Here is a 13982-nt window from a genome sequence, read left to right as displayed (position 1 = left end):
CCGGAACTTGAGGATGGGTTACTTTTCGACGCCTTCCTGAATCTGTTCGCCCAGTTTTTCAACATCGCGACCAAATCCGGCGGCAGTTTCACACGCCGCAAGCGACATGCCAAAGCCCGCAATCAGGGCCAGTGCCAGAATACGTTTTACAAGAATAGCCATTGTTTGAATGCTCCTGCCTTTAACGACATGTTGATTTTGAAGGCGGCCGCGGCCTGCTTCTGACGCAAGGCATGTGGCTTCCGAAATCAGTCGCTATCTTGTCGGGGTCACGTGCTGCTGGCAACTCTTTCCTTCAGCGTGAATTCAAATGCCAAACAAAAAACGGGCATGCATTTACATACCCGTTCCCATTTACCCGCATCATGTGTTTTGACGACGATCAGATCGTCAGACCGCAACCGCGCAGTAGATCAACCTGCTCCTAGTCGGTCCCTTTCTGGATCGCTTCTCCGGCATCCTCGACATCACGGCCAAAGCCGTTTGCCGTCTCGCACGCCGCAATGCCAAATCCGATAAATGATATCAGGGCAATCGCAAAAATCTTCTTGCAGATGTCAGACATGGTCTTCTCCTGTTTGCTCAAACAAACGGGATCAATCGATCAACACGGTGCTGCGTGAACTGCCAGAAAGAAGCAGGGTTTTTCGGGCGGTTAATCAGGCCATCGCCAAAATCCGGACCGTTTTTGAGCAGCAAACATTAAACGCCCAAGATACCGGTTCGACCATAATTCAGATCAGTAAAACGCAAAAAAACAGGGCGTTCATGAAAGCCCTGTTTTAACAGTTTGTCGTGTTCGTCTCGGGTTACGGTGCTGTGGTTGGCTAAAACCCGGATCAAAAAGCGTTAGCGTACTTTGTCAGACCGGCGGGCGGCGGCCACGCAGCGCGTTGACCAGAAGCGAAACCACGAACAGGACGAGGAAGACGAAGAACAGGATCTTGGCGATCCCGACAAACGTCCCTGCCAAGCCGCCAAAACCAAGGACGGCGGCGACAAGCGCCAGAATGAGACAAAAGACTGCCCAACCCAACATGATGTTATCTCCTTATTTAGGCTTTAGCTGCTTGCGGGTGATGGAGTTGATCCAAAAGTCCCGTCAGCGAACGAAAAATCCGCGATGATGCCTTACTCGCTGGCTTCATCCTGGATGGCTTCACCGGCATTTTCCATATCCTGGCCAAACCCTTCGGCGGTTTCACACGCGGCAAGGCCAAGGCCCATGCCAGAAATCATCGCAACGGCGAAAATCTTTTTCAAAAAGTCGGACATTTCAGTTTCTCCTGTTTGCTCGACGAGATTTTCTTCACACCATCCATAACGGAGCCGGAAAGAAAAAGTTCCTTGCGCTACTGCCAAGCTGCTGATCTGACGCAATTAAGGCAGATCAAATGCCTTTATTTTTGCGGGTTGTAGCCAATCGTGATCATTTTTGGGCAAATTGAGAAAGAGGACGTTTCAGGCCCTCTTTTACCATTTCCTAAGCTTTATTCTCCGCTCAGGAACCGGACAAATTCAGGAATTCCGCAATCGCCGAAACAATCTTTTGATGAATCTGGGCGCGATCCGTACCGGGAGGGTCGGAGCAGATTGGCTCGCTGCCTTCTTCTTTAAGTATCTCGGCAGCCCCCGGCATACATTCGCCAAGAAACGTCAAATGATATGCTGGCGCAAACGTTGCTGAAGATGCGTTTTGGATCCGCGCGACGAGATTACTGCCGTTCGGCCCAAAATCAGCAGCTACCCATTTGTTTTCTTCGCCAAGGCCGATAAAGAGCATGGCAGAAGTTACCTCCGCCAGACTGGTTTGTGTCGCGGCAAACCCCATGCCTGGCTCTATCGCGACAGAGCGAACAATCCGGTCGTCCCGGCTGGAAGCAGCAAAGTCATCGGGAAGATGATCAGGATCAACACCCCCTTTGCGCAAAAAATCGCAATCCTGGGCCGCATTGCCGAATTTGTCGCAATATTGCGCATAAAGCGTTTGATCAAACCGTACCCCCGCAAGGTTTAAAACCGTCGTACCCCCCAATGAAAACCCGATCGCGGAAATATTCTGATGATCGATGTAAGGGGCAAAAGCCGTATTGGAGAGGACCTGATCAAGGGTGGCACTGATATCTGCGGCACGTTCGCCGATAAGCGGTGTACGTCGCGGTGACGAATCCCCCGATGTCGTACCGGGATGGTTGACCGCAACAACAATCGCCCCACGCAACGCCAGTTGCGAGGACAGCCAGCCAAGTCCATCCATATTGCCGCCCGAGCCATGGGAAAGAAGAACCAGCGGATGTTGCCCCGGCGCAATTGCCGCACCGACATACGCATCTGTTCCCTTCCAGATGATATTGCGGCCGACCGGCGCACGATAGATAAAGGTATCTGCCGGATACCAGACCGAGGCCGCGATTGGCATGGAACGATGGGCTGCGCGCACATCAAAACGGTCATATCCGGCATAATCGGTTTGCGGTTCCGCCAAGACGGGCGATGTCTTCAGGCCCGCGGCCAGAAAGAAGGCGACGGCAAGATATATCGGTTTCATCATCAGGATCCTTGTCATAAGTTAAGCGTGCCGGAACGTTTTCGCCCAAAACAGGATTTCCTGCGCCCTCAAACGGGTTTGTGAACGTCCCAAAACCGGTTTTGATACCTTTTGTCGGGAACTGACTGTCCGATGCTTGTCCTCCCCGTCCCAATTATAGTTGCCCTGGTTTTAGGCTTTCTCTTTGTCCGCGCGGTTGTGGGCGGAAGAACACCCAGGATGCTTATGGCGCTGCTGCTTGCCGCGGCCGGACAAAGCATTCTGGTCGGGATTGTTCAGTATTATGGCTTTGCCAGCCTGCGATGGCTTCAACCCATCACCGCATCCATTATCCCGGCTCTGGCCTGGATGGCCTTTTTGGAAGCAAGTCTTCGTGCGCGCCTGCAAATACGGGATTGGGTGCATTTCTCGGTACCAGCGATCGTCGCCCTATGCGTGTTTCTTTTACCGGCAATCATTGATGTTGTGCTTTGCAGCCTTTTTGTCGGATACGGGGCGGCAATTCTGGTGATGCTTCATCGTCAGGGCGGTGATTTTGCCCATATGCCTCTGACCGCGGGCCATATCCCGGCACTGGTTTGGCGCTTCATCGCCTTCGCCCTGATCGCGTCGGCCATCAGCGACATGCTGATCATCGTCGCCAAGATCGATGGAAACGATCAGATTGTCGGCCTGATCCTGAGCATCACATCATCCCTGGCACTCTTGACCATCGGCTTTCTGTCTCTGTCGCCCGACATTGCAATTGATGTTGATGCGGATGTCCAATCAGGGGAACAAAATCAGCCTTCCGATCACGTGCGGACAACACCCAGCACCCCGGAACATCGGACCATAATGGCCCAGCTTGAAGATTTGCAGATACGCGAACAGCTTTATCTTGACCCGGATCTGACGCTTGCACGCATATCCCGACGTATGGGCGTCCCGCTGAAACAGATTTCGACCGCGATCAACGCCACGACCGGTGAAAATGTCTCGCGCTTCATCAACAAATACCGGATTGAACATGCTTGCCGCGAACTGGACAAGGGCGAGACTGTCACAACGACCATGCTGACAAGCGGCTTTAACACCAAGTCGAATTTCAATCGGGAATTCTTAAGGATAACGGGCAAAACGCCCAGCCAATGGCAACAGGAAGCACAGCACCCCTGACTCCCGCTTCGCGCCATATCGCGAAATCCATACCTGCCTGCGTTACACACGCCGCCAACAAAACGGATCAGACACAAAAACGGGCGCCCAAAGCGCCCGTTTGATTATTCAGTCCGCTTTTAATTACGCGTCGTCATCGTTTGACGGTTCATCTTCGCTCATGCTGGTCATCGCCTCGGCGATCAGACCTGCACTTTCGCGGATGCTGCGTTCGATTTCGGCGGTCATTTCCTGATTTTCACGCAGGAAGGTTTTGGCATTCTCGCGGCCCTGACCGATACGTGTCGAATTATACGAGAACCAGGAACCGGATTTTTCAACGATGCCCGCCTTGACACCAAGATCAAGGATTTCACCCATCTTGGAAATGCCTTCGCCATACATGATGTCGAATTCGACCTGCTTGAACGGCGGGGCCATCTTGTTTTTGACGACCTTCACACGAGTCTGGTTGCCAACGACTTCGTCACGGTCCTTGATCTGACCGATCCGGCGAATATCAAGACGAACAGACGCATAGAATTTAAGCGCGTTACCACCCGTGGTGGTTTCCGGGCTGCCAAACATCACACCGATCTTCATACGGATCTGGTTGATGAAGATGACCATGCAGTTCGAACGCGAGACCGAGCTGGTCAGTTTACGCAATGCCTGGCTCATCAGGCGGGCCTGCAGGCCGACGTGGGTGTCACCCATTTCGCCTTCAAGTTCGGCACGTGGCACAAGGGCGGCAACCGAATCGACGACCAGCACATCAATCGCACCGGAACGCACCAGCGTATCGGCGATTTCAAGCGCCTGTTCACCCGCATCAGGCTGCGAAATCAGGAGTTCGTCGGTATTCACCCCGAGCTTGCGGGCATAACCCGGATCAAGCGCATGTTCGGCATCGACAAAGGCACAGGTCCCGCCAAGTTTCTGGGCCTCCGCAATGGTGTGCAAAGCCAGTGTGGTTTTACCCGAGCTTTCCGGCCCGTAAATTTCGACGATACGGCCACGCGGCAGGCCGCCAATCCCGAGCCCGATATCAAGCCCAAGCGACCCGGTCGAAATGGCTGAAATATCCACCGCACTATCGCGCTGGCCGAGCTTCATGATCGAGCCCTTGCCAAATGCGCGTTCGATCTGCCCAAGAGCGGCTTCGAGTGCCTTCTGCTTATCCATCGTATCTTTATCCACCAAATGCAGCGCGGTCTGAATCATTTTTCGAACTCTCTTATTCCACAGGGCCGGGTAGGATGCAACGCAGGCGGTTCCCCGGTCCTAAATGCGGAACGCCACCGCTAGGTGCCCCGCCGGATAACTGACATCACGCCAACCATTTTCCGGCAAACGCATTGAGAACATAATGTGAACACTTGCACAAAAAAATGGATGTTGCAAGTTTGTTCTCATTTTGGTGGGTAAGAATTCAAACCCGGATAAATAAAATTGTCGCCGGGCTTGTGCCGGGATTTTTAAAACAATTCGGAGAAGCCCGGTTCAGGTCGTGATTTTCAGATGTTCGTGCCGATGTGCATGTCCATGATCGTCATCGCCGTGATGATGGGTTTCGACATGCAATTCACCCGGAACCGAATAAAGCTGCCCATGGCGCACGCCAGGTTGTGCCAGAACCTGATCGGCGAATTTGCGAATATCGGAAAGCTTGCCGCGCAAGGTTACGCTTTCAAGGCACGTATCGTGATCAATATGGAAATGCACGGTCGAAACGGTCAGGTCATGATGTTCGTGCTGCGCACTCATCAGCCGTGATGCCAGCATGCGTTCTTCATGATCATAGACATAATTCAGAACCGCTATGCCAACGCCGCCGGTGTCTTCGTCGAGCTTGGTATTCTGGAGCTTTTCCCGGATCAGGTCACGAAAACCTTCTGACCGGTTGGTGTAGCCGCGATGCTCAAGGAAAGCATCGAACGCCTCCATCAAATCGTCTTCGATTGATACGGTCACGCGGGTCATACGAATTCCCTTTCATAATCATCAGCTTGACTCGTATGAACATTTTTGAAAAGTTCATACTGCCTTTCAACTTCCCTAATCTCCCAAAGGATAGCAGATGTTTCAATCAAAGTTCACAACCCCGCTTGCAATTGCCGCACTGGGGTGCCTGATCGGCTTTGGCGCAGTGGCCCATGAATTTGTCGCCAGCAGCAAAACCACCCCCGCGAATGGCAAGGACACTGCTGCCTTCATCCTCGATTCGACCCATGTTTTCGGCACCCCGGAAGAAGCCGAAGCGCCAAAGCATGTCCGTGCACAATTGATCACCCCCTCGGCCACCACCGAACTTGATGTCACTGAAAATGCGGATGCCCCCAATCTGACTGGCACATTCACCCTTTCCGAAGAAGAACCCGCATGGCTTGTCGGGCATCGCCTGCCGGTGATCTGGTCACAAACGCCCGATGGCTGGAAAGAAGGCGGGCCGGACGCACATCCCGATGCGGTTGCGTCATCCCGATTTGAAAAATTTTCCAAAAACCTGACTGGAGGCTCCCAAAACGCGGATTTTATTTCTTCCCCTCTGGGGCACAAACTTGAAATCGTGCCGCTTTCCGATCCGCGCATGACGGCAATCGGCCAAGACGTTGCGGTTCAAATCCTGCTGGACGGGCAACCTTATTCGACCAGTGTCCTGGCAACCTATGCCGGATTTACCGACACGCCATCGTCTTATGCCTATTACACCGAAACTTTCAGCGATGATCGTGGCAGCGGCATTGCCAAAATCCGGATTACGAAACCGGGTCTTTGGATAGTTCGGGTTGCGGCCGATGTCCCGGACTCTGATGCATCTGTCCGGGTACATAACCTGCGGGCAACCCTGACTTTCGATGTCAGCCAATAGGCCGCCACATGCTGCAATCGTTTGGACGTTTGATGATCGCGGCAATTGCCTGCGCGATCCTGCTTTATGCAGGATCGCTCCCGGCGATTGCCCACGGGGCGGGATGGCAGATTGACCAGAACCGGACCGCCACCATCTATCAGTTCGGCTATACAGATGGCACACCAATGATATTTGCCGAAGCCATGGTGACGTCACCGGACGGGAAAACCTGGCAAAAAGGAAGAACTGATCGTGACGGACGCCTTGCCGTCGTGGTTCCGGCATTACGCCCTGAAGATGATACCGATGCGCATTGGAAAATAATGGTATCAGACGGCATGGGTCATCAGGTTGTCCTGATCCACTCATCGGAAAAAATACCGCCACCGGGAACACAATCCTCGGCCCCAACCCCCGGATTGCAGGGAAACAGCGCCTTGCTTGACCTGCCGGTCTGGGCTGCAATCCTGTTCGGTTTCAGCCTGATAACCAATCTTGCATTTCTGCCGGGCTGGATCACCAGGATCAAAAGGCAGAGAAAATCGCACTTAATGCAGGAATAAAAGCGCAACCCCCCCAAAGGCCATGCAGGTCCCGACGATGGCCTGCAGGCCAACGGGGCGGCGCAGAACCACACCTTCATAGACAATCAGCAAAACCGGTGGCAACGCCATCAGCGTTGATGCGATACCGACATTGGCATTCTGAACCGCCACCATCGAAAGCCACACGCCAAGCGCCGGGCCGATAAAAGCCCCCAGGAACAGCCACCGCCCGACATCAGGTGCGCTGCACGCCACAATCGTGCGCCGAGCACGCCCCATGGCAATCGCAATTCCCCACATGATCACAACCGCGACAAAGGTTCTGATCCATGTGGCCGACAGCGCAGAATAACCGCTGATCAGTGCATATTTCGCCGTCACCAGATTCGCGACCTGACCAATGGCACCGCCAAGTCCAAACAAGATACCAACCAGATAATTGCGTCCTTCCAACCCGACAGGACGCCCCTTTTTCATCATGATGACCAAAAGAATGCCACCAATACCAAGCGCAATACCCGACATTTCCTGAAGGCTTAGGACTTCGTCAAACAGAAACCAGCCCAACACCGCCCCCATGATCGGCACGGTCGACATCATCAGCATCGATAACCGCGCCCCCAGGGTCACAAAGGCCTGAAACAGCATGGCATCGCCAATCACAAGGCCAAGAACCGACGACAGTGACAACCAGCCAAGCTGCTCCCACGTTACCGCGTTCGGCCAAGGCTGGCCTTCCAATAGCCAGTGCAACACCGTCAGACAGGTAATCGAGCAGGCCAGACGCCCGCGATTGACCGTCTGCGCGCCGACCTTGCCGCCAATGTTGGAAAAAATCATGCTCGACGTCGCCCAGGCCATCGCGGCAGTAAAGGCGGCTGCTTCACCGAAGAACGGGATCATGCGGGGCTCTTGCTTGGACGTTGTTGTTTTTTGGCTGCCGGATTGTGGCGCAACCGGACCGGGAACATAAACCCGCTTTGCCGCATTTTGGCAATCTGAATTTCCACCAGCAGATAACAGCCGGAACAGGATGGATTAAGCGATTAAATGAACCTTCAGCATTCGCCCCTACTCTTCGAATTTTACCCGTCCATAAGGATCGCGTTTTGAAACGTACCGGCCTGACTTTGCTTCTTGGTGTCTTGTTCGTTCCCCTCAATGCCACGGCGGAAACCACGACGGTTTGCACCCTGATTTCGGATGCAAAAACCGGCAAGACCATTATTCAGGAAGGCAAATGTGAAACCCGCGCAACGGCGGCCTCGACCTTCAAGATCGCCATCAGCCTGATGGGGTTCGATAGCGGAATCCTCACCGATGCCCATCATCCCGTATGGTCGTTCAAGGAAAGCTATCCCGACTGGCGCGCGGCATGGCGCAAGGATACTGATCCGCAATACTGGATCGAACAATCCGTGGTCTGGTATTCGCAGCAAATCAATATCAGGCTGGGAGAGGCAAAGTTTCGTGACTATGTCACGTCTTTTGATTACGGGAATGCCGATGTATCAGGGGACGTTGCAAAACAGAACGGCCTGATGCGATCATGGCTAAGCTCGTCCTTGCAAATCTCACCTGCCGAACAGATCGAATTCGTTTCAAAAATGATCCGGGGCGAATTGCCCGTTAGCAAACAAGCCCGCGAAATGGCAATGGGGCTGTTTGACATGGGTGTTCAGGCAAATGGCTGGCACGTGTTTGGTAAAACCGGCGCAGGCCTGTCGCAAAATGCCGATGGCCGCCCGATCAAGGGGCGACCGTGGGGCTGGTTCGTGGGCTGGGCAACACGCGGCGACCAGACTGTCGCCTTCGCCAGATTGACCCATGACAGCACGCGCCCGGCAAAATCGCCCGGTTTTGATGCGCGCGATGCTTTCATGGCCGAATATTTTGCAACAGACAGTGCCTTTTGACCGGGTAAATCCTTCTGTATCTTGCCAACTTCGGATCGCGGCCTATGTTGGACCGATTGCATAAAACAGGACAGACTGCATGAGCCGGAAAAACGACAGCACCGCGGAAAGCAAACCGTTCAAGGGCATTCGCCGCCATCTACATGACGGCGAGGTGGTCATCATGGATTTGCCGATTTCTCCTGTATCGATCCTTGTCCCCGGTCTCATCAAGATCATCTGGATTGCGGTGCTGATTTACGCATCCTACCACTGGCGCGCAATTTACGATTTTCTGATGCCACAGGCCCGCGCACTTCTGACTGGGCCAGAAGCCTTTGCCGCACTTGACCGGGTCTGGGAAGAATATGAATTCGTCTTTTCGATTGCCTTGTTTGGTGTGTTCATCGCGCTGATTTCGATTATCTGGAAGCTGTTGAAACGGGCCCTTGGCGTTTCAACGCGCGCGGCGCGCGACAGCATCCTTTTGCCCCTGACCGCCATTCGCGATCTGTTTTTCTTTGAACGCGTTATCACCAACAACCGCATCGTCACGCGAAGCGGTGTGTTGCGCAAGGATCAGGATGACCGCGGATTTGAGTCGATCAAAAGCACCCAGATCAGCAAAAGCGTAATCGGCAATATCTTTGATTATGGCGATCTGCATGTTACCGACCGGCTGGGGCACAGCTTTACACTGCGTCAGGTCACGTCACCGGAAACCGTTGCCAAGGAACTTTCCGATTTCTTTGGACGCGTTCGCCCCGATAACCGTCAGGGCGAGCCGATTGACATCACGCATCGCGCCCGCGAAGAAGCGATAGAACACTCAGAAAACAAACCGCTGGCACGCCCGGAAGGCGAAGTGTTTTAACTTTACACAATCATGGAACATGACAGCACCCGACGCGTCTTAAAGTTCAGGTAAAGCCGCCCCGATGCAAATGCGGCCAGATCCGAACAAAAGACGTTTTGATGCTGCCTGCAATTGCAACCCTTCCGCTTTGGTCCATTATCGGACTGTTTTCAATCTGTGCAGTGGTGATCGGCTTCGCCGGAACTCGGTTGGCAACGGTTGCCCTCAAACTCGCCGAACGGACCGGCATGGGACAAATCATAGCCGGTGCTGTTTTTGTCGGCATGTCGACCAGCCTGCCCGGAAGTGTGCTTTCGGTAACGACGGCGTGGCAAGGACACACCGATCTTGCCATCGGCAATGCGCTGGGTGGCATTGCGGCCCAGACGACCTTTCTGGCAATCGCTGATTTTCTGTATCGCAAGGGCAATCTGGAACATGCCGCCGCCAGCGCCACGGGATTGGCGCAGGCGACCCTTCTGGTCAGTATGCTTGCCCTGCCGCTTCTGGCCTATGGCGGACCGGACTGGATGGTGTTTCACATCCACCCGGTATCGATCCTGTTGTTCATTCTGTATGGCTTTGGCCTGTCATTGCTTGCCGAAATCCGCCATCAACCGATGTGGCGACCTCGCAGGACCGACCTGACCGACGAGGACGCCAAGGAAGACGATGCAGACTACCATCCCGAAAGCACACTTCGCCTTTGGACGGAGTTTCTTAGCTTTGCCGCGATAACAGCAATCGCGGGTTACACTATTGGTGAAAGCGGACTGGCAATCGTCGAGAAAACCGGCATCAGCGAAACCGCCGTGGGTACTTTCCTGACTGCGATAGCTACATCACTTCCCGAACTTGTTTCGGCAATTGCGGCTGTCCGCATGGGTGCGGTCAATCTGGCAGTTGGAGATATCATCGGCGGCAATGCGTTTGATGTTCTGTTTCTGGCGGCATCAGACTTTGCTTATCGCGACGGATCGATTTACGCAGCCTTCAACCCGCAACATCTGTTTACCATTGCCCTTGTCATCCTGATGACCGGTATCCTTCTGTTGGGCATGCTTAACCGCGAACGCAGGGGAATTGCCAATATCGGCTGGGAAAGCGTTTCAATCCTGTGCCTTTATGGCATGTCGATATTTTATCTTTCGGGATAGGCCAACGGATAATGTCCGCAGGTTATTTTCCCTTTTGGCGCCACTCGATGATCGTCTGTAAAAACAGTTCCGTGCCCTTATCAAAAGCTGGGAGCAAATCGGCATGGTCCGCAGCAAGCCAGCTGTAAACTGAAAGGCTCATGACAGGAACAGCCTGAAATCCGTCGGGGACACCGCCGGTGACCGACAACGAATAGTTATCAAGCAGAATGGCATCCAATCGCCCGTATCGCAGCATCTTCTGCATCATTTCGGGACCGCGCGGAACATGCACGACATTGGGATAATCAGCCAAAAGTGCGTTAGACCACTTCGCCCCCAGCCAAACACCAACGGTTTCATCCTTTAAATCGTCAATTCCCGATATCTTTCCCAACGGTACAACCAGCATTCCGTCCACCAAACCAACACGTATATTTCCCCTTAGGATCGGCCGGTCAACATTTTGCTGAAATCCCTCAAGCTCGGCAAAAACACCGTCGACTTCGCCATGGGACAAAGCCTGAGCAACCCGTGCAAGAGGCATGCGCGCCGGTTTGACACATAGCCCTCCCTGTTGCATGGCAGAACGATATGGCTCGATGCCATCCCCGGTCATCCGGACTTCGGGCATGGCAATCAACAGGCACGGTTCACCGGCGCGGACTAATGTCGAAAGGCTCAGGATCGAAATCAAAACCAAAACGGTCAGGCCGAATGAACCTGTCCTGAACTTTTCGTAAAACGTCATCGCCACTTTCCCAAAGCACCCCGGGACACCAATGGCGTCCAAATCAAACAGACCGGGCACCCAATAATACGGGCCCCGGCCTGTAATCATCATACTTACTTCAAATTCAGGGCGTGGGGGAATTCTAGATTGAGAAAAAGCACAAATCGTATTGGTTTCACCGCGCAGCGATCAGATGTTCAACCAACGGCTTGCCTTCCCCCTGATGCAGTTTGTTGACCTGTTCCTGAAGGACGCGATCAGTACCGGTTACCCGTTTGTGATGGCGAAGATGCTCGATCCATGAGCCTTCCGACCAGACCTCGGTAAACAGATCAGCCTGATTGCTGTCCTGATACAGGTTCCAGTGATAGGCACCATGACGCAGACGCGCCTTGCGCATGGCTTTCATCAGGTCACTAAAAATCCCGCGGTCCGTATCGGCAATGCGATAGGAAATGCGGATCATGACAGGACCGCGATCATGCCCGACATCCTCACCGATTATTGGCTCGGGCCAATGCATGGACGGCGCAAGATCAAGGTCTGCCCCCTGATTAAGGGCGAATCGCATGGTGACAAACATCATGACAATCGCCCCGGCCGCTGCACACAGCAAAGCCGTTTCAATCGAAAACTGTTCGGCAACCCAGCCCCAAAGAATACTGCCCCCCGACATCGCCCCGAAAAACAGTGTCAGAAAGACGGACAGGCCGCGTGCCCGAACCCAATCGGGCAATGCCGTTTGTGCAGAAACGTTGAAGGATGACAGAACCGCAATCCACGATGCCCCGGCAACAAAGGACGCAATCACGGCAACAACCGGTTGCTGGATCAGGGCAAAGACAACAAGAACCAATGCTGTGCCAATCGTTCCGACCATCACGGTTTTATCCGCGCCCAGACGGCCCTTGATCCTTGGCAACACAACAGCGCCGATAACCGCCCCAGCTCCGACACTGGCAAGCAAAATACCATAAAGCTGCGGGCCGCCTGCCAGTACCTCGCGCGCGATCAGTGGCAACATCGCCCAATAGGCACTGGCAAAGGCAAAGAACGCCACCGCCCGTACCAGCGTTGCAATTACCGGTGGGCTGTTGAACACATAACGAAGCCCGGCACGCATGGCCCCAAAGACCTTTTCGCGCGGCATGATCTGTTCGGTCTTTGTCGGTTTCCAGAAGAACAGAACAACAAGAATACCGACGAAACTGATCGCGTTAAGTGCAAAGGGCGCGACCAGCCCGACAGCAACAATCAGGAACCCGGCCAATGCCGGACCAATTGCGCGACTGACATTGATCCCCATCGAGTTGAGAGCAATCGCCGGTGCCAGACGGGACTTATCAACCAGAGACGGGACAATAGCCTGCCATGCGGGTGCCATCAGTGCCGCGCATGTCCCCATCATGAAGGTAAAGGCGATCAGGATCGACGGCGTTACCTGCTGGAGGTAAACAAGTGCCGACAAAGCTGCTGCCAGCCCTGCCATTACCAGATTGACGGCAAGCAGCAATTTGCGACGATCCATCAGATCCGCGACCGCCCCGGCAAAGATGGCAAACAGGAACACCGGCAGCGTAGTTGCGGCCTGTACTAGTGCCACGGACAATGGCGATGGCGAAAGTTCGGTCATCAGCCAACCGGCACCAACGTCATGCATCCATGTGCCAATATTGGAAACAACTGTTGCAACCCATAGGAAGGCAAAAGCACGATGGCGGAAAGGCGACCATGGGCCTGCTACGATTTTGGTCGCGGTCGCGTTTTCTGAATTTTGTGTGTTCATCTTATCCGTTCCCTATTGCCCAGCCAGAATGTGATCGGTGATCACAAATCCCGCCGTCATCGCCACAACCAAAAGTGCCCCGACAATTTTTGGGGGTGCTGGCAGCGGCAGATCAAGCCATCGACATCCGCCGCCAATCGCAAGCCCCAATCCAATACCCGTCAAAAGCTGTATCATGATCCTATTCTCCTGCTTTTGGAGTATGACCGGTCGGCCCGGCGCAATTTTTGCGGTTGTCACAGCGCCGATGCGGAAACCACCGATCCACCGCCAGATAGCCGATCGTCATGGCAAGCACCAGAAGGGCCCCTGTCATAGCCGGTGGTGCTGGAACCGGGATATGGATCACCCGGCACCCGATACCGATCAGGATTGCCAGTAAAAGTCCAAATACGATTTTCATGATTTTCAATCCGCTTCGGCATCCGTCCATCAACGGCTCTGCCGGTGGGAACCGGGCGAGTTATATTGTCCCGCCCGGTTCATGACGGC

The 13982-nt window shown here is 54.0% G+C and carries 18 protein-coding genes; 6 read left to right on the top strand and 12 right to left on the bottom strand.

Going from position 1 to position 13982, the window contains the following annotated elements; genetic code table 11:
- Positions 1 to 18: 18 nt before the first annotated feature.
- The 5 genes from ABIE64_RS00170 to ABIE64_RS00150 form a co-directional block, all read right to left on the bottom strand.
- The gene (locus ABIE64_RS00170) at positions 19 to 162 is read right to left on the bottom strand and encodes a hypothetical protein (protein ID WP_007090559.1); all 144 of its coding nucleotides are present in this window, start codon (positions 160 to 162) and stop codon (positions 19 to 21) included.
- A 262-nt stretch (positions 163 to 424) separates the two neighbouring features.
- Complete coding sequence (locus ABIE64_RS00165) at positions 425 to 565, bottom strand: entericidin A/B family lipoprotein (RefSeq protein ID WP_007090560.1); 141 nt, start codon at positions 563 to 565, stop codon at positions 425 to 427.
- 297 nt (positions 566 to 862) lie between these two features.
- Positions 863 to 1039 carry a DUF1328 domain-containing protein gene (locus ABIE64_RS00160; RefSeq protein ID WP_007090561.1) on the bottom strand — a complete coding sequence of 59 codons (177 nt, stop codon included), beginning with the start codon at positions 1037 to 1039 and terminating at the stop codon, positions 863 to 865.
- A 92-nt stretch (positions 1040 to 1131) separates the two neighbouring features.
- The gene (locus tag ABIE64_RS00155) at positions 1132 to 1275 is read right to left on the bottom strand and encodes an entericidin A/B family lipoprotein (RefSeq protein WP_007090562.1); all 144 of its coding nucleotides are present in this window, start codon (positions 1273 to 1275) and stop codon (positions 1132 to 1134) included.
- A gap of 226 nt (positions 1276 to 1501) precedes the next feature.
- Entirely contained in the window at positions 1502 to 2548 is a 1047-nt protein-coding gene (locus ABIE64_RS00150; protein WP_354376280.1) for an alpha/beta hydrolase family protein, read from the bottom strand.
- Positions 2549 to 2773: 225 nt separating this feature from the next.
- Here ABIE64_RS00150 and ABIE64_RS00145 point away from each other — a divergent pair, with 225 nt between their 5' ends.
- Positions 2774 to 3706, top strand: a complete 933-nt coding sequence (locus tag ABIE64_RS00145) for a helix-turn-helix domain-containing protein (RefSeq protein ID WP_354376279.1) — start codon at positions 2774 to 2776, stop codon at positions 3704 to 3706.
- Between the two features lie 123 nt (positions 3707 to 3829).
- On the opposite strand, the gene recA is transcribed toward ABIE64_RS00145, so the two are convergent.
- Complete coding sequence (recA, locus tag ABIE64_RS00140; RefSeq protein ID WP_007090565.1) at positions 3830 to 4909, bottom strand: recombinase RecA; 1080 nt, start codon at positions 4907 to 4909, stop codon at positions 3830 to 3832.
- A gap of 279 nt (positions 4910 to 5188) precedes the next feature.
- The gene (gene nikR / locus ABIE64_RS00135; protein ID WP_007090566.1) at positions 5189 to 5668 is read right to left on the bottom strand and encodes a nickel-responsive transcriptional regulator NikR; all 480 of its coding nucleotides are present in this window, start codon (positions 5666 to 5668) and stop codon (positions 5189 to 5191) included.
- Between the two features lie 97 nt (positions 5669 to 5765).
- Here nikR and ABIE64_RS00130 point away from each other — a divergent pair, with 97 nt between their 5' ends.
- The gene (locus ABIE64_RS00130; RefSeq protein ID WP_071241038.1) at positions 5766 to 6557 is read left to right on the top strand and encodes a DUF4198 domain-containing protein; all 792 of its coding nucleotides are present in this window, start codon (positions 5766 to 5768) and stop codon (positions 6555 to 6557) included.
- An 8-nt stretch (positions 6558 to 6565) separates the two neighbouring features.
- Complete coding sequence (locus ABIE64_RS00125; RefSeq protein WP_071241039.1) at positions 6566 to 7102, top strand: hypothetical protein; 537 nt, start codon at positions 6566 to 6568, stop codon at positions 7100 to 7102.
- On the opposite strand, the gene ABIE64_RS00120 is transcribed toward ABIE64_RS00125, so the two are convergent.
- Positions 7088 to 7987 carry a DMT family transporter gene (locus tag ABIE64_RS00120; protein ID WP_071241040.1) on the bottom strand — a complete coding sequence of 300 codons (900 nt, stop codon included), beginning with the start codon at positions 7985 to 7987 and terminating at the stop codon, positions 7088 to 7090. The genes ABIE64_RS00125 and ABIE64_RS00120 overlap by 15 nt on opposite strands.
- A gap of 206 nt (positions 7988 to 8193) precedes the next feature.
- On the opposite strand from ABIE64_RS00120, the gene blaOXA reads away from it, so the two are divergent.
- The 3 genes from blaOXA to ABIE64_RS00105 all read left to right on the top strand — a co-directional run bounded on the left by blaOXA (position 8194) and on the right by ABIE64_RS00105 (position 10992).
- Complete coding sequence (gene blaOXA / locus ABIE64_RS00115; RefSeq protein ID WP_071241041.1) at positions 8194 to 9000, top strand: class D beta-lactamase; 807 nt, start codon at positions 8194 to 8196, stop codon at positions 8998 to 9000.
- Positions 9001 to 9079: 79 nt separating this feature from the next.
- Positions 9080 to 9853 (top strand): PH domain-containing protein, encoded by a 774-nt coding sequence (locus ABIE64_RS00110; protein WP_071241042.1) that lies wholly within the window; start codon positions 9080 to 9082, stop codon positions 9851 to 9853.
- Positions 9854 to 9954: 101 nt separating this feature from the next.
- Positions 9955 to 10992: a sodium:calcium antiporter gene (locus ABIE64_RS00105; protein ID WP_071241043.1), complete on the top strand. Its 1038-nt coding sequence runs from the start codon at positions 9955 to 9957 to the stop codon at positions 10990 to 10992.
- Between the two features lie 22 nt (positions 10993 to 11014).
- Here ABIE64_RS00105 and ABIE64_RS00100 read toward each other — a convergent pair whose 3' ends face one another.
- The 4 genes from ABIE64_RS00100 to ABIE64_RS00085 all read right to left on the bottom strand — a co-directional run bounded on the left by ABIE64_RS00100 (position 11015) and on the right by ABIE64_RS00085 (position 13893).
- Complete coding sequence (locus ABIE64_RS00100) at positions 11015 to 11722, bottom strand: transporter substrate-binding domain-containing protein (RefSeq protein WP_139192153.1); 708 nt, start codon at positions 11720 to 11722, stop codon at positions 11015 to 11017.
- A 157-nt stretch (positions 11723 to 11879) separates the two neighbouring features.
- Positions 11880 to 13490, bottom strand: coding sequence for an MFS transporter (locus ABIE64_RS00095; RefSeq protein ID WP_354376278.1), 1611 nt, complete (start codon positions 13488 to 13490; stop codon positions 11880 to 11882).
- A 12-nt stretch (positions 13491 to 13502) separates the two neighbouring features.
- Entirely contained in the window at positions 13503 to 13667 is a 165-nt protein-coding gene (locus ABIE64_RS00090) for a DUF1427 family protein (RefSeq protein ID WP_071241046.1), read from the bottom strand.
- Positions 13668 to 13671: 4 nt separating this feature from the next.
- Positions 13672 to 13893, bottom strand: a complete 222-nt coding sequence (locus ABIE64_RS00085) for a DUF1427 family protein (RefSeq protein ID WP_071241127.1) — start codon at positions 13891 to 13893, stop codon at positions 13672 to 13674.
- Positions 13894 to 13982: the final 89 nt, after the last annotated feature.

Source organism: Thalassospira sp. MBR-102, from assembly GCF_040549275.1.
In the GTDB taxonomy this organism is placed as follows: domain Bacteria; phylum Pseudomonadota; class Alphaproteobacteria; order Rhodospirillales; family Thalassospiraceae; genus Thalassospira; species Thalassospira xiamenensis.
The sequence above is the reverse complement of the archived record's forward strand: the minus strand, read 5'-3'. Positions and strand labels throughout refer to the sequence as shown.